At 40.3% G+C, this 25,030-nt stretch carries 22 protein-coding genes, 1 tRNA gene and 1 pseudogene; 9 read left to right on the top strand and 15 right to left on the bottom strand.

The window, feature by feature from the left end; all coding sequences use genetic code 11:
• Positions 1 to 28: 28 nt before the first annotated feature.
• The 5 genes from rplA to ATS74_RS12810 form a co-directional block, all read right to left on the bottom strand.
• Positions 29 to 733, bottom strand: a complete 705-nt coding sequence (gene rplA, locus ATS74_RS12830; protein WP_058549282.1) for a 50S ribosomal protein L1 — start codon at positions 731 to 733, stop codon at positions 29 to 31.
• Positions 734 to 736: 3 nt separating this feature from the next.
• Positions 737 to 1,165 (bottom strand): 50S ribosomal protein L11, encoded by a 429-nt coding sequence (rplK, locus tag ATS74_RS12825; RefSeq protein ID WP_002958879.1) that lies wholly within the window; start codon positions 1,163 to 1,165, stop codon positions 737 to 739.
• A gap of 214 nt (positions 1,166 to 1,379) precedes the next feature.
• A complete protein-coding gene (gene nusG, locus ATS74_RS12820) occupies positions 1,380 to 1,937 on the bottom strand; it encodes a transcription termination/antitermination protein NusG (protein ID WP_058549281.1) in 558 nt (185 codons plus the stop codon).
• A gap of 4 nt (positions 1,938 to 1,941) precedes the next feature.
• Complete coding sequence (gene secE, locus ATS74_RS12815) at positions 1,942 to 2,319, bottom strand: preprotein translocase subunit SecE (protein WP_058549280.1); 378 nt, start codon at positions 2,317 to 2,319, stop codon at positions 1,942 to 1,944.
• 132 nt (positions 2,320 to 2,451) lie between these two features.
• Positions 2,452 to 2,528: transfer RNA gene (locus ATS74_RS12810), tRNA-Trp, on the bottom strand.
• A gap of 164 nt (positions 2,529 to 2,692) precedes the next feature.
• On the opposite strand from ATS74_RS12810, the gene ATS74_RS12805 reads away from it, so the two are divergent.
• Together ATS74_RS12805 and ATS74_RS12800 are read left to right on the top strand one after the other, a co-directional pair.
• Positions 2,693 to 6,670 carry a hybrid sensor histidine kinase/response regulator transcription factor gene (locus tag ATS74_RS12805; RefSeq protein ID WP_058549279.1) on the top strand — a complete coding sequence of 1,326 codons (3,978 nt, stop codon included), beginning with the start codon at positions 2,693 to 2,695 and terminating at the stop codon, positions 6,668 to 6,670.
• A gap of 135 nt (positions 6,671 to 6,805) precedes the next feature.
• Entirely contained in the window at positions 6,806 to 7,939 is a 1,134-nt protein-coding gene (locus tag ATS74_RS12800) for a CsgG/HfaB family protein (protein ID WP_058549278.1), read from the top strand.
• Positions 7,940 to 7,986: 47 nt separating this feature from the next.
• Here ATS74_RS12800 and ATS74_RS12795 read toward each other — a convergent pair.
• The 3 genes and pseudogenes from ATS74_RS12795 to deoC form a co-directional block, all read right to left on the bottom strand.
• Positions 7,987 to 8,577, bottom strand: a pseudogene (locus ATS74_RS12795) (SPFH domain-containing protein); the annotation flags it as partial.
• 153 nt (positions 8,578 to 8,730) lie between these two features.
• The gene (locus tag ATS74_RS19895; RefSeq protein WP_235592014.1) at positions 8,731 to 9,096 is read right to left on the bottom strand and encodes a hypothetical protein; all 366 of its coding nucleotides are present in this window, start codon (positions 9,094 to 9,096) and stop codon (positions 8,731 to 8,733) included.
• 13 nt (positions 9,097 to 9,109) lie between these two features.
• Complete coding sequence (gene deoC / locus ATS74_RS12785) at positions 9,110 to 9,853, bottom strand: deoxyribose-phosphate aldolase (protein WP_058549277.1); 744 nt, start codon at positions 9,851 to 9,853, stop codon at positions 9,110 to 9,112.
• A gap of 283 nt (positions 9,854 to 10,136) precedes the next feature.
• Between deoC and cysG the strand changes: the two genes are divergently transcribed.
• From cysG to cysQ, 6 genes are read left to right on the top strand one after another with little or no spacing between them, the layout of a single operon-like run.
• The gene (gene cysG, locus ATS74_RS12780; protein WP_058549276.1) at positions 10,137 to 11,564 is read left to right on the top strand and encodes a siroheme synthase CysG; all 1,428 of its coding nucleotides are present in this window, start codon (positions 10,137 to 10,139) and stop codon (positions 11,562 to 11,564) included.
• A gap of 48 nt (positions 11,565 to 11,612) precedes the next feature.
• Positions 11,613 to 12,512, top strand: a complete 900-nt coding sequence (gene cysD / locus ATS74_RS12775) for a sulfate adenylyltransferase subunit CysD (protein ID WP_058549275.1) — start codon at positions 11,613 to 11,615, stop codon at positions 12,510 to 12,512.
• Positions 12,512 to 13,936, top strand: a complete 1,425-nt coding sequence (gene cysN, locus ATS74_RS12770) for a sulfate adenylyltransferase subunit CysN (RefSeq protein ID WP_058549274.1) — start codon at positions 12,512 to 12,514, stop codon at positions 13,934 to 13,936. The genes cysD and cysN overlap by 1 nt, the downstream gene beginning before the upstream one ends.
• Before the next feature lie 31 nt (positions 13,937 to 13,967).
• Positions 13,968 to 15,692, top strand: coding sequence for an SLC13 family permease (locus ATS74_RS12765; RefSeq protein WP_058549273.1), 1,725 nt, complete (start codon positions 13,968 to 13,970; stop codon positions 15,690 to 15,692).
• Positions 15,693 to 15,721: 29 nt separating this feature from the next.
• Entirely contained in the window at positions 15,722 to 16,318 is a 597-nt protein-coding gene (gene cysC / locus ATS74_RS12760) for an adenylyl-sulfate kinase (RefSeq protein WP_058549272.1), read from the top strand.
• Between the two features lie 5 nt (positions 16,319 to 16,323).
• Positions 16,324 to 17,094 (top strand): 3'(2'),5'-bisphosphate nucleotidase CysQ, encoded by a 771-nt coding sequence (gene cysQ / locus ATS74_RS12755; RefSeq protein WP_058549271.1) that lies wholly within the window; start codon positions 16,324 to 16,326, stop codon positions 17,092 to 17,094.
• A gap of 56 nt (positions 17,095 to 17,150) precedes the next feature.
• Here the strand turns inward: cysQ and ATS74_RS12750 are convergent, their stop codons facing one another.
• A complete protein-coding gene (locus ATS74_RS12750) occupies positions 17,151 to 17,591 on the bottom strand; it encodes a DUF6979 family protein (RefSeq protein WP_058549270.1) in 441 nt (146 codons plus the stop codon).
• 390 nt (positions 17,592 to 17,981) lie between these two features.
• Complete coding sequence (locus ATS74_RS12745) at positions 17,982 to 18,779, bottom strand: alpha/beta fold hydrolase (RefSeq protein ID WP_058549269.1); 798 nt, start codon at positions 18,777 to 18,779, stop codon at positions 17,982 to 17,984.
• Positions 18,780 to 19,220: 441 nt separating this feature from the next.
• Between ATS74_RS12745 and ATS74_RS12740 the strand changes: the two genes are divergently transcribed.
• A complete protein-coding gene (locus tag ATS74_RS12740; RefSeq protein WP_058549268.1) occupies positions 19,221 to 20,504 on the top strand; it encodes an aromatic amino acid transport family protein in 1,284 nt (427 codons plus the stop codon).
• A 66-nt stretch (positions 20,505 to 20,570) separates the two neighbouring features.
• Here ATS74_RS12740 and speD read toward each other — a convergent pair whose 3' ends face one another.
• The 5 genes from speD to astA all read right to left on the bottom strand — a co-directional run bounded on the left by speD (position 20,571) and on the right by astA (position 24,953).
• Positions 20,571 to 21,383 carry an adenosylmethionine decarboxylase gene (gene speD / locus ATS74_RS12735; protein WP_058549267.1) on the bottom strand — a complete coding sequence of 271 codons (813 nt, stop codon included), beginning with the start codon at positions 21,381 to 21,383 and terminating at the stop codon, positions 20,571 to 20,573.
• A gap of 88 nt (positions 21,384 to 21,471) precedes the next feature.
• A complete protein-coding gene (locus ATS74_RS12730; protein WP_058549266.1) occupies positions 21,472 to 21,885 on the bottom strand; it encodes an OsmC family protein in 414 nt (137 codons plus the stop codon).
• Between the two features lie 95 nt (positions 21,886 to 21,980).
• A complete protein-coding gene (locus ATS74_RS12725) occupies positions 21,981 to 22,328 on the bottom strand; it encodes a DUF3802 family protein (protein WP_058549265.1) in 348 nt (115 codons plus the stop codon).
• Positions 22,329 to 22,451: 123 nt separating this feature from the next.
• On the bottom strand, positions 22,452 to 23,921 hold the full coding sequence (gene astD / locus ATS74_RS12720; protein ID WP_058549264.1) for a succinylglutamate-semialdehyde dehydrogenase: 1,470 nt from the start codon (positions 23,919 to 23,921) through the stop codon (positions 22,452 to 22,454).
• A 15-nt stretch (positions 23,922 to 23,936) separates the two neighbouring features.
• Positions 23,937 to 24,953, bottom strand: a complete 1,017-nt coding sequence (astA, locus tag ATS74_RS12715; RefSeq protein ID WP_058549263.1) for an arginine N-succinyltransferase — start codon at positions 24,951 to 24,953, stop codon at positions 23,937 to 23,939.
• Between the last annotated feature and the right edge of the window lie 77 nt (positions 24,954 to 25,030).

Here is a 25,030-nt window from a genome sequence, read left to right as displayed (position 1 = left end):
ATAAATTTCGCGCCATGTAAACACCAAATTAAGCTACAACTGTGCTTAAAGTGTTTTGGTCAACAGAAACACCTGCGCCCATTGTTGTAGAGATAGTTACTTTTTTCAAGTAAACACCTTTAGCTTGAGAAGGTTTAGCCTTCTTAAGCGCAACAATTAGAGCTTCAAGGTTTTGTTGAAGTTGCTCAGCAGTGAAATCAACCTTACCGATAGTAGTATGGATGATGCCATTTTTGTCATTACGGTAACGTACTTGACCTGCTTTAGCATTTTTAACTGCTTCTGCAACGTTAGGCGTTACAGTACCAGTTTTAGGGTTTGGCATTAGACCACGTGGGCCTAAGATTTGACCTAGTTGACCAACAACACGCATAGCGTCTGGTGATGCAACAACAACGTCAAAGTTCATCTCGCCTTTTTTAACTAGCTCAGCAAGATCTTCCATGCCTACTAACTCAGCACCGGCTTCTTTTGCAGCTTCTGCATTAGCGCCTTGTGTGAATACAGCAACACGAACGTCACGGCCAGTACCGTTAGGTAGTACAGTTGCACCACGAACGTTTTGGTCAGATTTACGAGCATCGATACCAAGGTTAACGGCAACGTCAACACTTTCTACGAATTTAGCTGTCGCTAACTCTTTTAAAAGAGCAACTGCTTCATTGATTTCGTAATCTTTAGTTACTTCCACTTTTTCGCGGATAGTACGCATACGTTTAGTTAATTTAGCCATTTCTTAGTCCTCTACGTTCAAGCCCATCGCACGCGCAGAACCTGCGATAGTGCGAACCGCTGCGTCCATATCGGCAGCTGTAAGGTCAGTTCGTTTTGTCTCAACAATCTCTTCAAGTTGAGCACGAGTTACTGTGCCTACTTTATCAGTGTTAGGACGGCCTGAGCCTGACTTGATACCAGCAGCTTTCTTAAGTAAGTAAGCAGCAGGTGGCGTTTTCATGTCGAACGTAAATGAACGGTCACCGTAAACAGAGATCACTACAGGAACTGGAGCGCCTTTTTCGATAGACTCTGTACGTGCGTTAAACGCTTTACAGAATTCCATGATGTTTACACCGTGTTGACCTAGTGCAGGACCTACTGGAGGACTAGGATTAGCCATACCAGCGGCAACTTGTAGCTTGATTAGAGCTTCAACTTTTTTAGCCATTATAAATACCTCATTTGGTGGGTCTTAGCCTTGTGCGCGCGAGGACGCGTACTCTAACGGCTTCCCAGTTTAAAAATTGGTTTCGTACTTTTTGTATAGTAAAAATAAATTTTTACCTTAATACAAAAAGGCCGCTGATTATAAGTTAATCAGCGGCCTTTTTCAAGCTTCGTGCCAAAATTTATAAAAACTCTAGCGAAGCTTTTTTAATCAATTACTTATCTTGTTCAACTTGACCAAATTCAAGCTCAACCGGCGTAGAACGACCGAAAATAAGTACAGATACTTTTACGCGGCTCTTTTCGTAGTCAACTTCTTCAACCACACCACTAAAGTCAGCAAATGGGCCATCAGTAACACGAACCACTTCGCCTGGTTCAAATAATGTAGCAGGTTTAGGTGCTTCAGCATTTTCTTGTAGACGGTTAAGAATGCGTTCTGCTTCTTTAGAGCTAATTGGCGCTGGACGGTCAGAAGTACCACCAATAAAGCCCATTACGCGTTCTGTGCTGTTCACTAAGTGCCAGCTAGCATCGTTCATATCCATTTGTACTAATACGTAACCTGGAAAGAATTTACGCTCAGATTTACGCTTTTGACCAGCGCGCATCTCAACAACTTCTTCAGTTGGTACTAATATCTCACCAAAGCTCTCTTCAAGGCCTTCGATTTTAATATGTTCAGTTAACGTTTGTGCCACACGCTTTTCGTAACCCGAAAAAGCTTGTACTACATACCAACGTAACTTAATTTCTTTGTTCTCATCCGACATGGGATCAGATCTCCAATCCAGTTAAAAAGCCTACAGCGCGGAATAAAATGCCATCTAATCCCCAAAGGATAAGCGCCATAATCACTGTTGCAACCATTACAATTAATGTCGTGTGGGTAGTTTCTTGACGCGTTGGCCAAATTACTTTGCGTACTTCAATGCGTGCTTCTTTAGCAAAAGCAAGGAAAGTACGTCCCTTAAATGTTTGCGAGGCAATACCTAAACCAGCTGCTATTGCAATTACAACGCCAATAGCACGTAGTAATACAGACTGATCTGCAAACATGTGATTACCAACAACTGCGCCTGCAAGTAGCGCGATAGCTACTAACCACTTTACTGACTCCATCGCACTTGATGGTGTTTCTACATTCGTGCTCATAATATTATTACCCTAACTACAGACACAACAACCCTACGCAATGGCAGGGTTAATCCATTAAAATCTAAACTTAAAAACAGACTTATTTAAACCGATTTTTAACCCCAGACTTACTCAACTTACAAGTAAAAATGGCAGGGGCGGAGAGATTCGAACTCCCAACCGTCGGTTTTGGAGACCGCTGTTCTACCAATTGGAACTACGCCCCTGCAAAGTGGATGCCTATTATACTTACGCAAATCATTTACACAAGCCTAAAAGATACCCACATTGCAAAATCTCTTTAAAGCAATAAAAAATCATTGTTAACATTGATTAAAAAGCAGTTTATGATTGTTCTAGTTTTAGGGAAATACACCACGATAGGATATCTGTGAAAACCACTATTAAAATTATAAAGTACCAAATAATTTGTTTTATTTTACTTTTCCAAATCACTTCTTTTGCACAACCAATATACCTGAAGACTTATACAAATGAGCAAGGTTTATCACAAAACTCTATCACTTGTAGCACGAATGATGACGCAGGATTTTATTGGGTTGCCACACAAGGAGGTTTAAATAAATTTGATGGCTTTGAGTTTAAGCACTACAAATTTAATCCATCTAAAGAGAGTATTTCAGGTAATTGGATCACAGATTGTCTTAATGCAGGAAATAATCAAATTTGGTTTTCGACAGCAGCTAATGGTTTAAACTTACTAAATACTGAAACAGGTAAATTTAGTGTTTTTAACCAATATTCAAAGCCTGCAATTAATAATTCAACGATTACTTCATTAGCTTCGCTTGATAATAAAATGATTTGGATCGGCCATGATAAAGGCCAGCTTACTCAACTTAACACGATAACGAATACTACAAATACTTTTTCCTATCCTAACTCAGAACATAAAAATATCGATTTCAAAGATATTGTTTTTGATAACCAAAACAACCTTTGGCTAGCAAGTAGTATCGGCCTTGTACACTTTGATATCGAAACTAAACAGTTTGAGCATCACATTAATAGTCCAAAGCAACTGTGGCGCTTAAAATTTTCTCCCAATGGCCAATTACTACTAGGTGGTAAATTAGGACTCACCTCCTTTAACCTCGCTACAGGTGAATTTAATAATGCCCACCAACTAAACAATAAATGGGTGACCGATATACTTTTAGATGATGAAAACAAATTATGGATAAGTACCTATGGCAGTGGTCTCTACACTCAACTCTATTCATCTTTTTTGACCACTCCATTAAATCACATAGTTCATTCGTCATCACAAAAGCATGGTTTAGCTGATAATCATATTCTCTCTCTTTATCAAGACCCCACTGGCATTATTTGGATAGGAACCGATGGTTATGGGTTACACCGCTACGACAAAAAGCAAATCCAATTTGGACATCATACCCATCAAATAAACAATCCAGCGTCTTTATCTAGTAATTTTGTAAGGGCAATTCTCAAAGACAGTACTAATTCACTTTGGGTAGGTACTCGTGATGGGTTAAATAAGCAAACCACCGATGGCTTCATACAGTACAAAGCTAGTAACGAGGCTAAAGGCAGTTTAACCAATAATAATATTTTTAGTCTCTACGAGGATAGAAAAAAACGGATATGGGTAGGTACCTATGGCGGTGGTTTACTGCTTTATAACCGAGCAACAGATCAATTTTCAGCTTTCACAGAACAAAGTCATCAACTTAGCAGTAATCGTATTTATGCAATTACTGGTGACGTCAATGGCAATTTATGGCTTGGCGGTAATAAGGGATTAACCCGTTTCAACCCTGATACGTTAAAGGTTAAAAATTTTAGCTACGATGAACATAAAAACAGTATTTCGAACAACACTGTTTTTAGTATTACATATGATTCATTCAATAAGGTGATATGGGCCGGCACACGCTCTGGCTTAAATAAGCTATCTCTAAATAATGAAACGTTTACTCATTACATAAGCGATATAAAAAAACCTAACAGTTTAACTCATAATATGGTCACTTCATTATATTCAAAAGATCAAAATACATTATGGGTGGGGACATTCAACGGGTTGAATAAGTTAAATATACAAACTCATGAAATAATAAATATCACTGAGTTTGATGGTTTAATCAATGGCAATATTTTTGCTATCAAAGAGGATAGAAGTGGCTACTTATGGCTAAGTACTAACCAAGGCTTAACTCGTTACTCTGAATATACTCATCAAATGCAACATTTTTTGCCTGAAAACGGGATACAACACAACTCCTTTATACTAGGAGCTGCCTTTGGGGCTAGTGATGGCGAACTCTTCTTTGGTGGAATTAATGGCTATAACCAATTTAACCCGCAAACACTGTCTTTACATGCACCTCCACCTGAGCCGTTTATTACCGACTTACTTATTAACAACCAACCAGCTTTAACAGAACCATACACTAATAATAAAAAAGCAAAGCTAATAAACTTCACAAATGAACTGTTTTTTAAAGAAGAAAATGATGTCGTTGGTTTTAAATTTACAGCATTAAATAGCTCAGCTTCGCCTTCACAATACCAGTTTGCGTACCAGCTTAAAGGGTTAGATAGTCAATTCTTATACGCATCAAAAAACCAGCGCCAAGTTAACTATCCTCAACTGCCAGCAGGAAATTATAAACTGATAATGAAAGTAAAAGGCCAATACGGAAAGTGGAGTGATGAAAAAACAATGCTTAGTATTACGGTCACTCCACCTTGGTGGAAAAGTAACTCGGCATATTTTATTTATACTTTAATAGTTTTAAGTGTGTTGTGGTTATTTGCAGCATTAAAATACAAAGCTAAAGTTGCAGAACAAGAAACAAAAAAAGAGCAAGAACTTAATAAGTTAAAAACTCAGCTACTTGATAATGTGAGCCACGAGTTAAAAACCCCTCTAAGTCTTATAATGGCACCACTTGAAAGCCTAAAAAAACATCACCCTGAAGCAGATACACAACAAAAGCTGACAATGATCCAACGCAATAGCCAAAGGCTATTAAATCAAATAAATCAGCTTTTACAATTAAGTCAGCGCCCTAGTACAGCAGTAAAACGTGTTACGCCCTACCCTATACAGCCATTAGTAGATCAAATAATTGAAGATTTTTCGCCTTTATTTGTCAGCAGCAATATTAAATTTGAATTTAAAAACTTCACTAAACAAGATTGTTACATTACGTTAGAGCACGAACATATAAATTCTATAATTAATAACTTATTAAGTAATGCTCATAAATATACCCCGCCACATGGCCAGGCCTCGCTTACGCTTTCAAATAACAATGACGGTATAACTATTTCAGTATCAGATACGGGGATTGGTATAAATAAACAACATGTAGATTCTATATTCGAGCGATTTACACGAATAAATGCTACGAACACAAATGGCAATGGTATAGGTCTAGCTCTTGTAAAGCAGTTGGTAGAACAATATGAGGGAACAGTTACAGTAACAAGTGAAATAAACAAAGGCAGCTGTTTTACAGTTTTGTTACCTAGCGTAGAAATGCAAGCACAGGCTTTACAAACAGCCCATCCTCTTCAAAAAGATCAAAAGTCACCTTTAGTAAAAACACATAAGATTCTTATTATTGAAGATAACGATGAAATGCGAGACCTATTAACGTCGATATTTTGTGAGCGCTATAACTGTATTAATGCCGCTAACGGTGAACACGGTATCAAATTATGTAAAAGTGAAATGCCAGATTTAGTTATAAGTGATGTAATGATGCCTATAATGGACGGCTACCAATTTATTAAGTCACTGCGTAATGATATATCCATTAGCCATATCCCTACACTATTGCTTTCAGCTAAAGCTGATACACAAAGTAAATTAAAAGGCCTAGACCTACTTGCAGACGACTATTTAAGTAAACCTTTTGAACCAGAGCTTCTACTAAGCCGAGTTCAAGGGCTACTAACAATCAGGAAAGTACTCAATCAACACTTAAAACAGCAACTACCAGCTCTGTCCCAGTCTATTAAGCTTGATCCTAAAATGATACAAAGCAAAGATTATGAATTTACTGAACGTGTTAAAAACGTCGTTAAAAAACACTATCAAAACGAAGAATTTAGTGTTGAAGACTTTGCCACTTCTCTTTATTTAAGCCCCAGAGCTTTGCAATTAAAAATGAAAGCTCTTTATGGCTTAACACCAAGCGATTACATTCGAAATATCCGTCTAGAGTTTGCACAATCATTATTGAGTGATACGGACCTTCCTATAGGCTTAGTAGCGCAACAAGTTGGCTTTAGTTCACAAAGTTACTTTGCAAGATGCTTTAAAGCACACTATTCAATATCACCTAAGCAATTTCGTGATCAAAAGCCGTAAATTTCGCCTACGTGAATAAACTTTTCGCATCAGTACTATTTTTAACTTATTGATTTAAATAAATTAACATTAATATATAAGCACTAAAGGCAAGATTTAAAACCTTGCTTAAACATATTAATTAAGGACAGTCATATGTTAAAAACACCTAAAAAGTTACTAATCACAACCCTATTAACAACTGCACTTTGTGCATGTCAAAGCACGTCAACTAATGTTACATCAGGGAAAAATTCACCGGATATAAATGCAGCTTCACAAGAACAATACAATGGTCCCAAAGCACGTATAGCAGTAGCCCGCTTTACCGATAAATCAAACGATTCGAGGTGGTGGAGAAAAGAAATCGGCGAAGGAATGGCTGATCAGCTTACAACGGCGCTTGTTACAACCAATCGTTTTATCGTATTAGAACGCCAAGCATTAGATGCAGTATTGTCTGAGCAAGATTTAGCAACCTCAGGTAGAGTTAGCGCAGCAACGGGTGCTGCATATGGTGAAATTGAAGGTGCTGAAATTGTTGTTGTTGCAGCCGTAACAGAATTTGATGACGGTAGTTCCGGTGCCAGTGTAGGTTCAGGCGGCTTTATTGGGGATGTATTTAGCTCTGTATCTGCAGGATTTTCAGGCACTCATATGGCGATAGATTTACGCCTTATAGATACTCGCACATCGCGTATTTTAGCAGCCACGAGTGTAGAGGGCGGTAGTACCGATTTCGATTTTACAGGCGCCGCAACAAACTTTGGTGGTTCATTGGTAGGTGGTAATATAAGCGGTTGGTCTGACACACCTAAAGAAAAAGCACTTCGTGAGGTTATTATCAAAGCAGTTGAGTTTCTAGAAACAAAAATTCCTGATACTTACTACCGTTACAATAGCAATAACACATTAGCATCGGGGTATGCTGCGCCACCGCCACTAAAAGTAAGTAGAGTAAAAGCAGCGAGCAAACCCGTTGATAATATAGAAGTACCAAATCATAGAATGCCTCACTATGAAAAGCTTGATCTAGCCATGTCACGTTTAAATTTAATATGCTTAGGCTATTTAAGAAACCAACCTGACTATGAAGAGTTTGAAACGCAAGACGTAGAATACGACCGTAAAACAGTAATCGCACTTCGAGAATACCAACAGGAAAATAAACTCGATGTAACAGGGCTTGCTGATGCAGCCACTAAGAAGTCTTTAGACGATTCTGAATGTATAGCTAAAAGCAATAAATCTGGTCTTGATAGCTTAGGTAGCATGTTTAAAGCATTTTAATAACAGTAACTTGGGTAGCTATAATTTAGCTGCCCAAGTTCCTAGGCTTAATTAGCGCCTTTTACCAACGGCACACCGTTATTTCCAACCGGAATATAAACAGTTGTATGATTTGGCGACTCAGCCATTTTAGCTTGTGCATTTATTGCTTCATGTTGTAAATAATTGGCCGTTAAAGTTGCGTTGATGATTTTTTGGGCCTGCGCTATCCCCTTTGCTTCTTCAACCCTTATTTCAGCATCTTTACGGGCTATCTCTTTTTGCGTTTCTTTTTCAGCTAATAGCTGTTGCGCTGCGAGTTTTTTCTCTACCGCGTTGGCAACAATAGCTGGGTAGTTAATATCCCCCACCACTACATTGGCTAATTTAAACGGCGTAGTTAATAAATAACTTTGTAAACGTAGGCTTACCTCTTTAGCTATTTTTTCACGGTTGGTTTTTAGCTGCCCACTATCATACTTTTGCACAATATCGCGTACATAGGTTCTAAACGTTTCCCGCACAAAGCGTTTATACCAATTCTCAGCGCCGTACTCTTCTACAACTGTTTTTACCGAGCCGCTTTGAATTCCTATCACTGCATGAAAATCAAACTGAATATTTAAGTCATCGTTTGCCAGTATTCTAAATGTTTCGGTCTATACCCAAACCACCTCAGGATGCAGAATTCAGCGTTTCACAGGGGCTTAATATCAAGGCGTTAATTTGCAAGAATGTCACTCCCTTTTAAGAAGTAACAACGATGAGAGTAAGTGCCTGTGAAACGCCCAACGGTTTGGTTTAAAAGCGATTTATACTGCGTTATTGATTTTAACAATAGAACCACTATTACTTGCAATTAATGCCTTGCCTAAATCGCTTTTAATACCAACTGAAACTCGTATCTTGAGGTGGTTTGGGTATAAATTAGGCCTCATATCAATATTTATAACTTCGTTTCGAAGTAATGACATACCGTAATTAGCAGGTCCCTTCATGGTACCTTGATAACCACCTTCACCAAATACGCGCGGCTTTTCGTATACATAACCTTCTTCACCTGCTGGCGTGCTTGGGTTAGTACACGCAGTTAAGCCAAACCCAACAACTCCGGCCACAATGGCACCTTTAACAAGGTTATTGATCAGATCTTGCATCCCTGAATTTCTTGGTTTCATTGTATTTCCTTTATTATTTTTCTAATACTTTATACACATCACTAAGTAAGCTAGATGCGCCAAACCTAAATGTATCAGCCTGTAGGTAGTCATCGCCCATTATTGAACGTGTTAGTGCTAAATAGTCCTTTGCATCGGCTACTGTTTTAACGCCGCCGGCAGCTTTAAAACCAACTACTTCACCCGATTGTTTAATAGCACTAAGCATCACTTTTGTTGCTTCAAGCGTTGCATTTACAGCCACTTTACCTGTACTGGTTTTTACAAAGTCGGCACCACCTTGAATAGCTAAGTTAGTTGCTTTAGTGATTAACTCATCCGTTTTTAACTCACCGCTTTCTATAATTACTTTTAATTGAGCCCGTGCAGCGCAGGCTTTTTTGCTTTGCTGTATATATTCAAGCACGGTACTTTCATCGCCGGCAATAAGTGCTTTATAAGGTATAACTAAATCGATTTCATCGGCGCCGCGCTCAATAGCAATAAGCGTTTCGTTTATTATGTCGCTAAGCGGTGCATCGCCCGTTGGGAAGTTAGTAACCGTGGCTACTTTAACGTGGTTAAGCTCTCGTGCGGCTAACGCAATTTTTGCATCGTCCACAAAATCGCTGTAAACACATACCGCAGCAGGCGTACCTAACGTGGGATTTATGCTATTTATAAGCAGCTGAATATCGCTCGTAGTATCTGAGCTATTTAAGCTCGTTAAATCCATAAGTGATACAGCTAATTGAGCGTTATCATATTGTTCAGTCATAAGTAATCCATTTATTAAGCAATAAATTAGTGTTACTGCCATAGTAACAAATTAACGTAATCTCGCTATAGCTCATAACCAAACACTATAAGCTTGTTATTTTACTTGTAACTCCCCGCAATCCCTTGTTAACTAAGTCTTAGGACCAAAAAGGCCACCAATTATAACTTTTAGTTATATCAACTTGGTTTTAATTATTTTTTACTTATTGATAGCCGCTATATTCTGCCCATCAGAATAAAGCGTTTTCTTATATTTGAATTTGTTTAGGGGTGTTATAAACGTGCAGTATTTACCTATCTTTACCAAACTCGACAACAAGCCAGTTTTGGTTGTTGGCGGTGGAGAGGTCGCATTACGAAAATGTCGCGCGTTTTTAAAAGCTCGCGCAAACGTAACCTTAGTAGCACCTTGGTTTTGCGACGAACTAAAAGAGCATGCTCATAATAACGAAGTAACGCTTATTGATGCATATTTTGACGAGTCGCACCTTGAAGGCAAAATGCTGGTTATAGCAGCCACTGACCGTGATGACGTAAACAACAATGTATTTGAGCTGGCAAACGCACGAAATGTATTTGTGAATGTGGTTGATGACCAACCTAAGTGTACGTTTATATTCCCGTCTATTGTAGACCGCGACCCAATAACTATTGCTATATCAAGTGCAGGTACTGCCCCTGTACTCGCTCGCAGATTACGCGAAAAGTTAGAGACGCTTATCCCACAGCATATTGGCCCATTAGCAACCTTAGTTGGTAGCTTTAGAGATAAAGTAAAACAACGCTTTAAACACTTTGCTGACCGCCGCCAATTTTGGGAAGGCGTGTTCGATTCATCAGTAGTAAGTAAAGTGCAAACTGGCAATACCGAAGCAGCACAAGCCCAGCTAAATCAAATGCTCGATGCAAAAGCAGAGCCCGAAGGCGAAGTATATGTAGTAGGTGCAGGCCCTGGCGACCCTGAGCTTTTAACACTTAAAGCACTGCAACTAATGCAGCAAGCTGACGTCGTAGTATACGACTACTTAGTGTCTGATGAAATTATGGAGTTAGTTCGCCGTGATGCCGACCTAGTATGCGTAGGCAAACGTTTAGGCGATCACAGTGTAGCCCAAGAAGATACCAACCAAATGCTGGTTGATTTTGCCAAGCAAGGCAAAAAAGTGTGCCGTATTAAAGGCGGTGACCCATTTATTTACGGCCGTGGCGGTGAAGAAATACAAGTACTGGCTGCCAACAACGTAAATTATCAAATAGTACCGGGTATTACGGCAGCTGCAGGTTGTAGCGCGTATGCAGGTATTCCACTTACGCATCGCGACCACGCCCAGGCCATTCAATTTGTAACAGGGCATTGTAAAAAAGATGGCCAAGAGCTTGATTGGCAATCGCTTGCTAAAGCGCATCAAACTTTAGCTATTTATATGGGCGTTATTAAATCGCCACATATTCAAGCTGAGCTGTTAAAGCATGGCCGCAGTGCAACTACACCGGTTGCCATTATTGAAAACGGCACACGTAAAAATCAGCGTGTGGTTACGGGGCAATTAGGTGAACTTGCTGATTTAATTGAGCGCAACAGCGTTATTTCACCAGCGTTACTTATTATTGGCGAAGTAGCCGCCCTGCACTCGCAGCTAGCTTGGTTTGGCCAAAACGAGCAAACAAGTAGTTTTGCACAGCCGCTAACCGATGTATCAAATACCTAAATATATTTAAATTTGTAACTTTTAATCATTTTAGTAGGACGACTAACAATGGCTTTAACTCACCTTCAGCAACTTGAAGCTGAAAGTATCAAAATCATGCGCGAAGTCGCCGCTGAGTTTGAGAACCCAGTAATGCTTTACTCTATTGGTAAAGATTCGTCGGTACTTTTGCACTTAGCGCGTAAAGCATTTTACCCTGCAAAAATTCCGTTTCCGTTATTACACGTAGACACCAACTGGAAGTTTCGTGAAATGATTGAGTTTCGTGACCGTATTGCAAAAGAATACGGCTTTGACCTACTGGTACATAAAAACCCAGAAGGCATAGAAATGGGCATAAGCCCATTTGAACACGGCTCAGGTAAACATACTGACATAATGAAAACCCAAGGTTTAAAACAAGCACTCGATAAATACGGCTTTGATGCTGCATTTGGTGGTGCACGTCGCGATGAAGAAAAGTCTCGCGCAAAAGAACGTGTTTACTCGTTCCGTGACAAACACCACCGTTGGGACCCTAAAAACCAGCGCCCGGAGCTTTGGAATACCTACAACAGCCAAGTTAACCCTGGTGAGAGCATTCGTGTATTCCCACTATCTAACTGGACTGAGCTTGATATTTGGCAATACATTTACCAAGAAAACATCGAAATGGTTCCGCTTTATTTAGCTAAAGAGCGCCCAGTAGTAGAGCGCGACGGCACCTTAATTATGGTGGACGACGAGCGCATGCCACTTGCTGATGGTGAAGTACCACAAATGAAGTCGGTACGTTTTCGTACTTTAGGCTGTTACCCACTTACGGGTGCAGTTGAATCTACAGCTAGCAACCTAACTGAAATTATTGAAGAAATGCTGTTATCTACGTCATCTGAACGTGAAGGCCGTGTAATAGATCACGACTCAGCAGGCTCAATGGAGAAGAAAAAACGTGAGGGGTATTTCTAATGTCTACCAATACTAACGACACAATTAACGAAGTAAAAGAAATTGGCATAGACGCCTACCTAGCACGCCAACAAGATAAAAGCTTATTACGCATGCTTACCTGTGGCAGCGTAGATGACGGTAAATCAACACTGATTGGCCGCCTTTTGCACGACAGCCACCAAATTTATGAAGATCAGCTTGCAGCCCTTCATAAAGATAACGAAAAAGTAGGTAACGCAGGCGAAGAGCTCGACTTAGCCCTACTGGTAGATGGCTTACAAGCTGAGCGCGAGCAAGGCATTACCATTGACGTAGCGTATCGTTATTTTTCAACTGCTAAGCGTAAATTTATTATTGCCGATACCCCAGGGCACGAGCAATACACCCGCAACATGGTAACAGGCGCATCAACAAGTGATGTAGCTATTATTTTGGTTGATGCTCGCTACGGTGTGCAAGTGCAAACTAAACGCCATAGCTTTATTTGTGACTCGCTAGGCATTAAGCAGTTTGTTGTAGCAGTAAATAAAATGGATATCGTTGATTTTGACGAAACCGTTTATGAAAAAATTAAGGCCGATTACCTTAAATTTGCTGAGCAACTTAACGTATCAAACATTAAGTTTGTACCTATGTCGGCGCTTAAAGGCGACAACGTAGTAACGCGCTCTGCACATACGCCTTATTACACAGATAAGCCATTACTTGAGCTTTTAGAAGACTCACCAGCAGCAGAAACCGATACCGGTTTTGAAGCACGCTTACCAGTGCAGTACGTAGTACGCCCTAACTTAAACTTCCGTGGTTTTCAGGGTACGTTGGCATCAGGTAAGTTACATGTTGGCGATGCAGTAAAAGTATTACCGTCGGGTAAAACATCAAGCATCAAAGAAATTGTGACCTTTAATGGCAACCTAGATCACGCAGAGGCTGGCCAAGCAATTACCGTTACCCTTAATAGCGAAATAGATATTAGCCGCGGCGATGTAATAGTACCTGCAAGCTCAACAGCTACAGTCACTAACCTTGTTCAAGCAAAACTTGTGTGGATGCACGAAGCGCCGCTTGTACTAGGTAAAAGCTACAACATTAAGCTAGGTAGTAAAAATACATCAGCCGTGGTTAAAAAGATTGATCACACCATTGATGTAAATACCCTAGAGCACGGCACAGCCGACTCACTTCAGCTAAACGAAATCGCCATTGTAACGCTCGAACTAAGCGAAACAATTTTAGCTGACGAGTATCACAACAATCACGAAACTGGCTCGTTTATTCTGATTGACCGCTTATCTAACTTAACGGTTGCAGCAGGTATGATTGAGCAAGTACTAAAAAGCGAAAAACAACAAAGCGATTTTAGCGACTTTGAAGTTGAATTTAATAGCTTAGTACGCAAGCACTTTCCGCACTGGCAAGCGCTTGATATTTCAAAACTGTAAGTAAAAAAATGTCTGTTAGGAATTTAAAAGCATGGTAGAACAGCTCGTTTTAACAGGCATTATGCTTACCTTAGTCGGGTGCCTTTTTGGCACCCGCATTAGTCCAGCATGGTTATTTGTAAGTGCCATTGGTACAAGCTATTTAACTGGGTTAATTGATCTTGAAAACATGTTAGTAAATTATGCTAACCCGTCACTTATTACTTTGGTATTACTGGTATTAGTGTCGACCGCTATCGAAAAAACCACCCTAATTCAAAAACTATCGCAATCACTATCTAAAGGTAGTTTAGTAAAATCGGTAACAAAGCTTGGGCTATCAACCGCTTTTTTATCCTCGTTTACTAATAACACTGCGGTGGTTGCATCGCTTATTACTGCCATAAAAGACAATCCTAATCACTCTCCATCAAAGCTATTATTACCACTGTCGTACACCGCTATTTTAGGCGGCACCATTACGCTTATTGGTACATCTACTAACTTAATAGTTAATGGCTTTGCAGTAGATGCAGGCATGGCACCACTTGGCTTTTTTGATTTTACACTTGTAGGCATTGGCGCATTAAGTGTGGGCCTCATTACTATTTTAGTAATGCTTAAATACCTGCCCGACAACGGTAAAAGCGATCAGGAAGTGATTCCTTTTTACCTCGAAGGTAAAGTACAGTCAGGCTCTAAATTAATTGGCCGCACCGTAGAAGAAAACGGCCTACGTGATTTAAAAGACTTATTCCTCGCGGAAATTATCCGCGGCGATGAGCGTATATACGCAGTAACACCTCAGCAAATTATTAGGCAAAACGACGTACTGCTTTTTGTAGGTGATATTAAATCGGTGCCATTACTTACCCGTTTCGACGGCTTAAAAGTAGTTCACGACAATCATCAAAAAGACATAGAGCACTTAGTAGAAGTTGTTGTAAGCCAATCATCTAAATTTATAGGTAAAACCGTAAAAGAAGTCCGCTTTAGAGAGCAGTTTCATGCTGCAGTTATTGCTATTCGCCGCGGGCATGATCGCTTACAAGGAGGCCTTGGGCAAGTGCAATTACAAGCAGGCGACTCGCTAATACTCGCACCAGGTAAAAACTTTTACAGCCTACCTAATTTAAAACGCGAATTTGTGTATATATCAGGGCTCGACTTACAAACGCATTTAGCCCCTAAACAATCAAACATTGTATTACTAAGCTTTACTGCAGTACTGGGTTTAAGCATTTTTTCGGTAGTGCCACTTGTTAAAGGTTTATTAGTCCTTTTAATTGGCCTAATGCTTAGCGGCACAATAAAGCTTAACGAAGTAAAGCGCCGTTTTCCGCTTGAGTTACTGGTTGTAGTAGGCAGCGCTATAGGACTTGCAAAATTAATGATAGGCACCGGGCTTGCCGGTCAAATATCAAGCGCTTTGTTTATGGTATTAGGGGATTTTGGCCCGTATGGCGCGTTTATAGCCATATTTTTAATGACCGTATTATTTACTGAGCTTATAACTAATAACGCCGCAGCTGCGCTTTCATTCCCAGTGGCTTACTCATTAGCGGTTGGCTTTAATGTAGACCCACTACCGTTTATTATGGCGGTAGCCTTTGGCGCATCAGCCAGTTTTATATCGCCATTTGGGTATCAAACTAACCTAATGGTTTATAGTGCAGGTAACTATCGCTTAAAAGATTACATAGTGATGGGCTTACCCCTTTCTATTATTTATTCAATCACGGTATTAACCCTGATCCCACTGGTATTTCCTTTTTAATACCTAGGGCATTTAAAAGAGATTACACAATGGACGAAAATATTGTTTGGCATAACTATGCAACCACTAAAGCGCAGCGTAGCGAGCAAAAAAAGCATAAGCCTGCCATTTTATGGTTTACTGGCTTTTCAGGTTCTGGCAAAAGCACCGTAGCAAATGCATTAGAAGCGGCGCTTAACCAGCAAGGTGCGCACACCTACCTGCTCGATGGCGACAACGTACGCCACGGCTTATGTAAAGACCTAGGCTTTAGCGACGAAGACCGCATTGAAAACATACGTCGCGTTGGCGAAACAGCCAAACTAATGACCGATGCAGGCTTATTAGTGCTTACAGCGTTTATCTCACCATTTAGAGCTGAGCGCGACATGGTCCGTAACTTAGTAGACGACGGCGAATTTATTGAGGTATTTATAGATACTCCTCTGGATGTATGTGAAAGCCGCGACCCTAAAGGCTTATACAAAAAAGCCCGCGCAGGAGAGATAAAACACTTCACCGGAATCGACTCAAGCTACGAAATACCTAGCAACCCAGAAATAATTTTAGATACCAGTAAAAACACCCTAGACCAATCGGTTACTCAACTGATAACGTATCTAAAACAAAAGCATATTATAGGTTAACCCCAATGAACCAAACCGAGCTACTAGAAGAAACCCTTATCCTTGCCCGCAAAGCAGGCAACGCCATAATGGGGATTTACGAAAAGGACTTTAACGTTGAATACAAAGCCGATGAAAGCCCAGTAACCGACGCCGACTTAGCAGCTCATAAAGTCATTGTGGCAGGGCTAAAACAGCTCACTCCCGACACACCTATACTCAGTGAAGAAAGCGCCGATATAACATGGGATATTCGCCAAACCTGGAAAAGCTACTGGTTAGTAGACCCCATCGACGGCACTAAAGAGTTTATTAAAAAGAACGGCGAGTTTACCGTAAACATAGCCCTAATCGAAAACGGTAAACCTGTACTTGCTGTAGTTGATGCCCCAGCACTTGGCGTATCGTACCTTGCCGCAGAGGCCATTGGCGCCTTTAAAGACAAAGGCGATGAGCGCATAGAGCTTAAAGTAACTACAAAGCCTAATAAAGGCCTAATACGTGTTGTAGGTAGCCGCTCGCACCCATCACCGGATTTAGCCGAATTTGTAAAACGCTTTGACGACGTTGAAATGGTCTCAAAAGGCAGCTCACTAAAATTATGTTTAGTGGCTGAGGGCAGCGCCGATATTTACCCGCGCTTAGGCCCAACGTGCGAATGGGATACAGGTGCAGGCCACGCCATCGCCGAAATAGCCGGTGCTAAAGTGACCCAACTTGATGGCAGCCCGCTTATTTATAACACCAAAGATGAATACTTGAATCCGTATTTTGTAGTGAGTGCGATAGAAGAGTAAGAGCAGTTTTGAGTGGTTAGCTATCAGTTGTCAGCAAGACAAGTGATAGCTTTAGCTTATTGTTGAACAATTTTATTCAAATGCCATAGTTTGAATGTTAATTTTATAGCACCTTGATCTGAGTTAGGAGCTGAACCAAACTGCTTATCGAATTTGCAATGGACAGCTTTTACGAGCGAACTAAGTTCAATACTATTATTTTGTTTTAGTTCATCAATAGCCATAAGAGCATAAACCCCATTTACAGAATCATTCTCTATAACCTCCTGGAATGAGACTGTTTTATAACTTTCATCATATCCTGCAATTCTCCCGTTTTGATATAACACTCTCGCGGCGTTCTTTGGGCAAGATTTTTTTCCACTTTCTAAACTTTGGCCACCTAAATCCTTATAGGTATTTATCCACGCTTTATTCCAAGGCTCATTATTTTTAACCTTTGCGATTGTTCCTTCAAGCCAATCATTTAGGCTTATTCCAAACATATCCCCACTCATGTAAGTCACTCCTAATTTGTGGCACTAATAGCTTCTCGTGAAAGGCAATACCTCCAAGTTTTGAGAGGTTCTTTTCTATCATTACGTGGAATATTCTCACTTTGCGAGCTTCTATTAATATCAAAGCGTGTAGGTTATTACTAATTATAAATATTATATTCGGATAGGCTGTTCGTTATGAAAACAGTCTATCTTGACTTTAAGACTTCCATGACGCTATGACATGTTGGGTTTATTACTTCAGCGGCAGGCATTGTCTAGACTTCCCAGTTTTTAGTTTGGTACGAAAACAAAAAAAGAATGACCCGTTCCAATTTGCTAAGGGTGGCTGTTTTAGTTTCATTACTGAGTACTTGCCATTAATTGGACGCTTTTTAAAAGCGACAACCCTTAACGATTTTGCTGGGCGATAAAGGCAAGCGAGTGCTGGTTAAATAAGTCTGGGCGTTCTACATTACAAACATGGCCGCAATGGTGAATAGTTTGTAGTACGCTATTTTTATGGCGCTTTACCATTTCTTTAACAGGGCCAAGGAACATATGATCTTCTTTACCCATAATGTAAAGGATGGGTATATCGATATCTTTTTCTTTGAAGTACTGCATTAAGGGGTTTACGTCCATGGCTAATTTAAACCATTTTATAAACTCTTTTTGGCACAAGCGCTTTGCTTCGCGAACAAACAAAAGTCGAGATTCTTTATGGCGCTTTTTTGGCATCATAATAAAAGCAAATAAGCGATACAGCCACATATAAGGCAAGAAGTGTTTAAACGTATTCCCTAAATAAACCAGTGTATTACTGCGAGTATTAAAGCGAGTCACTGCACCACCTAGCACCATGCTAGAAACATATTGCGGCGCAATTTCAGCAATATTGCGAATAAGAATAGTGCCCAATGAAATACCAACAAAGTGTGCGCTAGGGATATTGTTATGATCTAACACATCGATAATGTCTTTAGAGACCTTATTAAACGAGTAATTATTATCTACAAAGTTTTGCACTAAGTTATTCGATTTACCGTGACCACGAAGATCGAGCAACAACACATTATATTCTTTTTTATAGGCTTTAAGCTGACGAAACCAGATTGCCGAACTACCACCTGCACCATGGACAAATACGACCCATGTTTTACTGGTTTCGTGTGCAAAAATAGTATGGAAAAGAATGTCTTTGCTCATTGCAGTTAGCAGCCTGTTTACTTCGTTTGGCATATCAAATTACAGGAAGTATAACGGAGTTTAGAATAAATCTCTTATGAAGTTCTAAGCAATGGCTGCTACTTAACAGATTTTGTGAACAAACTTTGATTTTTAGTTGGAATCAATAAAAATGGCCTCCCCTATTTTACCGTTATTACAACCGCTTATTTTGGCTTTGCTGCAGTATGACGCTATGGCGTGCTGGGTTTCGCTACGCTCTAGCCAGTCTATTTAAATTGTAATGGGGTACAGCTACTGGTGGAGGTTGCTCACTTTTACAGCGCTGTTTCGTATTCATGACACTTTTGCTGCAACGGTGTCTAATTAATTAGTCTACAAACACCCTCAAAACATGAAAGTTTTAGCTAAAAACTATATTCTTGCGCGCGATTATTATTTAAATAATGGATGAGCACACACATGACACCATCACAAGATGCAACGCTTTCAAATGCATCAACAGCAGGTGCACACACACCTTCAAACACACACTTTTCTAAATGGAATCTGCACGATACGCAGTGGACATTAAGCCTTTTTGGTACCGCAGTAGGCGCGGGTATTTTATTTTTACCTATTAACATTGGTATTGGCGGTTTTTGGCCGTTAATTATATTGGCGTGTTTAGCGTTTCCAATGACCTTTTTATCGCACCGTGGGTTAGCGCGCTTTGTACTTTCGTCAAAAAATAAAGATGCCGATTTTACCGATGTAGTTGAGGAGCACTTTGGTGTGACTGCTGGCAGGTTAATCTCTTTATTATACTTTTTATCTATATTTCCTATTTTGCTTATTTACGGCGTAGGCTTAACCAATACCGTTGATAGCTTTATGGTTAACCAAATGGGGCTTGAGTCACCATCTCGCGTGATGCTTTCGGGCGTATTGGTTGCAGGCATGATAAGCCTAATGATGGGCGGTGAGCGAATAATGCTTCGCGCATTTGCAATTTTGGTGTATCCGCTTGTGGGTATATTATTCTTTTTATCGCTTTATTTAATACCTAGCTGGCAAATGCCTGATATGAGCTTACCTGAAGCGGGCAACTTTACTAAAACGCTGTGGCTGTCGGTGCCTATTATTGTATTTTCGTTTAGCCATGCGGCGGCTATTTCAAGCTTTGTTAATGTGCAGCGTGGTCATTATGGCAATCAAGCAACTAACAAAGCAGAGGCTATTTTAAAGCGTACTAGCTTACTGCTTATTACCTTTGTACTGTTATTTGTGTTCTCTTGTGTGCTGTCGCTTACAGGCGAGCAAATGGCTGCCGCTAAAGCCGCTAACGTATCTATTTTATCGTACCTAGCTAACATCACGAGTAATTCGTTTATTGCCACTCTTGGGCCGCTTGTTGCGTTTATTGCTATTACCTCGTCATTTTTAGGTCACTTTTTAGGTGCACGCGAAAGCTTTACCGGTTTAGTAACTAAACAAACAAGCTTGAGTGCAAAAGTAGCCGATAAAATTGGCGTACTCATTATGTTTTTTGCTATTTGGTTTTGTGCGGTTAAAAACCCGAGCATTTTAGACATGATGGATCAGCTATCTGGCCCTATCATTGCGATGATTTTATTTATTATGCCTATGATTGCCGTGTACAAAGTACCTGCGCTGAGCAAGTATCGAAATCGCTTAAGCACACTGTTTATATTAGCGGTTGGGTCGCTTGCTGTATTTGCACTTATTTACAGTATGCTTAATTAATAGCAAAACATTACCCCATAAAAAATGGCGCTCACTGAGCGCCATTTTTAATTTAAATCGTTGTGCTTATTCTGTGTCTGGCAGGTTACGGCCATAGAATATTTCTTGCATCTCACGAGTCAGTTTAGAGCGAATCTCTTCTTCTTCTTCATCCGATAACTCATCAGTAGAAAGGCCGAATAAATAGGTATTTAAGTCGGTTTCTTTTAACATCATTTTGGTATGGAACAGGTTTTCTTGATACACGTTCACGTCCATCATTTGGTACGCTTCTTTGGTATCTTCTGTCATAAAGTTTTGAATTGAGTTAATAGCGTGGTCTATGTAGTGTTTAACACCGTTAATGTCGCGGGTAAAACCACGTACACGGTAGTCAATTGTTACTACGTCTGACTCAAGACTATGAATTAAGAAGTTTAACGCCTTAAGTGGCGAAATAATGCCACACGTAGATACTTCAATATCAGCGCGGAATGTACAAATACCATCATCAGGGTGAGCTTCTGGGTATGTGTGTACACAAATGTGGCTTTTATCTAGGTGCGCAACAACTGAATCAGGTAATGGACCTGGTGCTTCGTCAGCATCGTAATTTTGCTGCTCTTCTACTGGTTCTTCCGAAACCAAAATAGTTACACTTGCGCCTTGCGGTTCATAATCTTGGCGAGCTACATTTAAAATGTTGGCACCAATAATATCAACAACTTCACCTAAAATGTCGGTTAGTCTATCTGCACTGTACTGCTCATCGATATACTCAATATATTCTTTACGTTGCTGCTCGGTCTTTGCGTAGCAAATGTCGTAAATACTAAAGCTCAAACTTTTAGTTAAATTATTAAAACCATGAAGTTTAAGTTTATCGAAGGGTTTGTTCATAATAAACCAACCTATAAATTAGTGAAATCTGCACCTGCAGAATGAAAAGTTCGCGGATTTTATACGAATTTTCCTCATGGAAAAAGCGTTATTTTACCTGTTCTTGCACAACTTCGTGGCTATGGGTAATTTCTACTGTTTTATCAAGCATTAAAGCCACCGAACAATACTTTTCCGCAGAGAGCGAAACTGCACGAGCAAGGTGTTTTTCCGACACATTATTGCCTTTAACAACAAAGTGTAAGTTGATTTTAGTAAATACGCGTGGGGCTGTTTCTGCGCGCTCAGCACTTAATTGTACTTGAACGTCTGAAAAGTCTTGTTTTGATTTTTTTAAAATGCTCACCACGTCAACTGATGAACAACACCCAACTGACATTAAAACCATTTCCATTGGGCTTGGTGCTGCGCTATCGCTACCACCATCAAAAACAACATTGTGGTTAGAATTAGAACGACCAATAAATGTATCGCCTTCAACCCATTTTACATTTGCTTGCATGTGTATATCTCAAAAAATATTTTCTTGATTGTATACCAATCTGCATTAATAGGTATATAACAGGCGCGCAGTTAGTAAAAGGCACTAACTAAAAATTAAGACTCTTGAGTTACAGCGCTATCGAACAAGTTTTTAATTAAGCTTGCAAACTCGTCTATAAAGGCATGCTGTTCAACCGTAACAGGCTGTGAGGTAATGCTACTAAGGACTTCTTGTAAATCGTAAACTATCCCGTCAACTTCACGCACAATTTGACTGCGTTGTTCGGTATTAAGGTTTGTGTGTTGCTCACAAATAAGCATAACGTTATGGGCTATTACGTCTTCAATTAGTTCCATAACCGTAGGTGCACCTGGTTTAATTTCGCCTGGCTTCTCAAATAAAGCTAAATTTTGAGTTAGATACATGATCAAATCATCGTACCCTTGCCTGTCTAAAACCATTACTGTCACCTTAAAAACGTTAATTGATTAGATTTAAGCAGAAAGTGCTGCTAATTACTAGCTTTGCGCGATAGCAATACAAAAAAAGCAGCCGAAGCTGCTTTTGTAGTAATTAAGTAGTAATTAATCTATTTTTAAGCCTGGGCTTAATGTTGCCGGCATCGCTACTTTTTCAAGCTCTACAGAAGCAACTGGGTATGCACAGTAATCGGCTGCGTAATACGCACTTGCTCTGTGATTACCCGACGCGCCAATACCACCAAATGGTGCTGCGCTTGATGCGCCAGTAATTGGGCGGTTCCAGTTAACAATACCCGCGCGAATACGACGTAAAAAGTGGTCATAGTCGGCTTCGCTGTCACTTAGTAAGCCAGCTGATAAACCAAACGTTGTGTCGTTTGCTTTATCAATTGCTTGGTCAAAGCTCTCAAAACGGAATACTTTTAAAAGTGGTCCAAAATGTTCTTCATCTGGGAAATCACTAATAGCTGAACACTCAATAATACCCGGCGTTACAAAGCCAGTATTTGCTGTGTGCTCAAGCTCTACTAATACTTGAGCGCCAAGTTCAACAAGCTCGCTTTGTGCTTTAACCATGCCTGCTGCTGCCGCTGATGAGATCATAGAGCCCATAAACGGCTGATCTGCATCATCGTAGTTACCTACTTTAATGGCTTTAGTTGCAGTGATAAGGCGCTCTAAAATTGCATCGCCTTTGCTACCTTTAGGTAAAAACAATTTACGTGCACACGTACAACGCTGGCCGCTTGAAATAAACGCCGATTGAATAATATCGTGTACAACTGCTTTAGTATCTTCAACGTCGGTAATAATAAGTGGGTTATTGCCACCCATTTCAAGCGCTAAAATTTTACCCGGCTGACCTGCAAACTGCTCATGTAAAATATGACCCGTGCGTGAAGAACCGGTAAAGAACAAGCCATCAATACCTTTGTGAGCAGCAAGGGCTTTACCCGTTTCTACTTCACCTTGAACAAGGTTAATGACGCCTGCTGGCAAACCTGCTTTTTCCCATAGTTTAAGCGTAAGCTCGGCAACTTTTGGTGTTAGCTCTGATGGTTTAAACACAACCGTGTTACCCGCTAAAAGCGCAGGAACAATGTGCCCGTTAGGTAAATGCCCTGGGAAGTTATACGGGCCAAATACCGCTACCACGCCATGTGGCTTATGACGGATCATGGCACGCCCTAATGGCATTGCGTTTTCTACGTCGCCAGTGCGCTCTAAAAATGCTTTTTCAGAAATGGCAATTTTACCAACCATAGCGCCCGCTTCAGTACGCGTTTCCCACAGTGGCTTACCAGTTTCTTGAGCAATAGTAATTGCAAGCTCTTCGCTGTTTTCTTTTAATTGTGCTGCGAATGCTTTAACTATTTCTAAACGCTCAGCAAAGCTTTTATCAGCCCATGCGTAAAATGCTTCACGCGCTGAATTTACAGCGGCATCAACTTGATCAGCAGTTGCTGATGATGCTTGCCAAATAACGTCGTTATTTGCAGGGTTTACTGAGTTAAATTCTGTGCCTTGGCCTTGTGACCATTGACCATTAATAAATTGTGCAGGATGAGTCATATACTTTCTCCTAAATTAAACTGGGGTTGCGCTAACAATATCGCCAGATTGTAGTTGTAATGCATCGGCTAACTCTTGCGATAAAACAAGGCTGTCTGCTCTGTTGTCATACGACATTGGCGCTACAGTTGCTCTAAAACCTTCAAGCTTTTCGTTGGCTAAAAGCACCATGGTGTCGCCTGATGCTTCGCCTATTTCAACTTTAAAGTTATGTGCATTACGAATAGTGGCAATGTTATCTACTTTTGCTTCAACCGTTGGGCCGGCGTCAAAAATGTCTACGTAGCCGTTAAACGTAAAACCTTCGCTTTTTAAAAGCTCAATAGCTGGGCGTGTGTTGTCGTGCACTTTACCAATGACCGCTTGCGCATCTTTGCTTAGCAAGTTTACGTAAATTGGGTACTTTGGCATTAGCTCTGCAATAAATACCTTTTGGCCAATACCTGTTAGGTAGTCGGCTGTAGGAAAGTCCATTGAGAAAAAGTGCTCTTCTAACCACTGCCAAAAAGGGCTACTGCCGCTTTCGTCAGACACACCGCGCATTTCTGCGATTACGGTTTGTGCAAAACGCGCCTGATGTTGCTTAATAAACATAAAGCGCGCTTTTGAAAGAAGTTTACCGTTACAGTTTTTACGATATCCATCTTTTAAAAATAGCGTACATAATTCTGTTGCACCGGTGTAGTCGTTACATAACGTTAAAATATCAACCGCTTTGTATACGTCTAATGTGCGTGATGAATGAATCACTTTACTTAAGTGGTAATGATAAAATGCATCATCAAGGCCAACAGCTGCTTCTATTGCAGATGTGCCAACTACTTCACCGGTTTCGCTATCTTCAAGAACAAACAAGTAGCCTTCGTCACCGGGTTGTGACGTTTGTTTAGCAAATGAGCTTACTGAATGGTCAATCTTCTTTTGTAATAGCTCTTCATTTAAAGGCAAAGACGTAAAACCATGCCCTGATTCGTGGGCAATTTTCAGTAATGCTGAGTAATCATTTTGCTGGATTGGGCGAAGGATCATCATGAGTCCGCTTGCTCCCTTATAAATAACGGTAAATAGGATTTACAGGGCAAACAGGGTTTGCCCTTAATTACTTAGCT

Source organism: Pseudoalteromonas sp. H103, assembly GCF_001469205.1.
Taxonomy (GTDB): Bacteria; Pseudomonadota; Gammaproteobacteria; order Enterobacterales; family Alteromonadaceae; genus Pseudoalteromonas; species Pseudoalteromonas carrageenovora.
The sequence above is the reverse complement of the archived record's forward strand: the minus strand, read 5'-3'. Positions and strand labels throughout refer to the sequence as shown.

Bases quoted from the DNA above. Each gene is read 5' to 3' on its own strand.
- cysN (WP_058549274.1), top strand. From the start codon at position 12,512: ATGTCTACCAATACTAACGACACAATTAACGAAGTAAAAGAAATTGGC.
- deoC (WP_058549277.1), bottom strand. From the start codon at position 9,853: ATGACTGAACAATATGATAACGCTCAATTAGCTGTATCACTTATGGAT.
- cysC (WP_058549272.1), top strand. From the start codon at position 15,722: ATGGACGAAAATATTGTTTGGCATAACTATGCAACCACTAAAGCGCAG.
- cysD (WP_058549275.1), top strand. From the start codon at position 11,613: ATGGCTTTAACTCACCTTCAGCAACTTGAAGCTGAAAGTATCAAAATC.
- astA (WP_058549263.1), bottom strand. From the start codon at position 24,953: ATGATGATCCTTCGCCCAATCCAGCAAAATGATTACTCAGCATTACTG.
- secE (WP_058549280.1), bottom strand. From the start codon at position 2,319: ATGAGCACGAATGTAGAAACACCATCAAGTGCGATGGAGTCAGTAAAG.
- ATS74_RS12730 (WP_058549266.1), bottom strand. From the start codon at position 21,885: ATGCAAGCAAATGTAAAATGGGTTGAAGGCGATACATTTATTGGTCGT.
- ATS74_RS12765 (WP_058549273.1), top strand. From the start codon at position 13,968: ATGGTAGAACAGCTCGTTTTAACAGGCATTATGCTTACCTTAGTCGGG.
- ATS74_RS12750 (WP_058549270.1), bottom strand. From the start codon at position 17,591: ATGAGTGGGGATATGTTTGGAATAAGCCTAAATGATTGGCTTGAAGGA.
- rplA (WP_058549282.1), bottom strand. From the start codon at position 733: ATGGCTAAATTAACTAAACGTATGCGTACTATCCGCGAAAAAGTGGAA.
- nusG (WP_058549281.1), bottom strand. From the start codon at position 1,937: ATGTCGGATGAGAACAAAGAAATTAAGTTACGTTGGTATGTAGTACAA.
- astD (WP_058549264.1), bottom strand. From the start codon at position 23,921: ATGACTCATCCTGCACAATTTATTAATGGTCAATGGTCACAAGGCCAA.
- speD (WP_058549267.1), bottom strand. From the start codon at position 21,383: ATGAACAAACCCTTCGATAAACTTAAACTTCATGGTTTTAATAATTTA.
- ATS74_RS12745 (WP_058549269.1), bottom strand. From the start codon at position 18,779: ATGAGCAAAGACATTCTTTTCCATACTATTTTTGCACACGAAACCAGT.
- ATS74_RS12725 (WP_058549265.1), bottom strand. From the start codon at position 22,328: ATGGTTTTAGACAGGCAAGGGTACGATGATTTGATCATGTATCTAACT.
- rplK (WP_002958879.1), bottom strand. From the start codon at position 1,165: ATGGCTAAAAAAGTTGAAGCTCTAATCAAGCTACAAGTTGCCGCTGGT.
- ATS74_RS12740 (WP_058549268.1), top strand. From the start codon at position 19,221: ATGACACCATCACAAGATGCAACGCTTTCAAATGCATCAACAGCAGGT.
- cysQ (WP_058549271.1), top strand. From the start codon at position 16,324: ATGAACCAAACCGAGCTACTAGAAGAAACCCTTATCCTTGCCCGCAAA.
- ATS74_RS12800 (WP_058549278.1), top strand. From the start codon at position 6,806: ATGTTAAAAACACCTAAAAAGTTACTAATCACAACCCTATTAACAACT.
- ATS74_RS19895 (WP_235592014.1), bottom strand. From the start codon at position 9,096: ATGAAACCAAGAAATTCAGGGATGCAAGATCTGATCAATAACCTTGTT.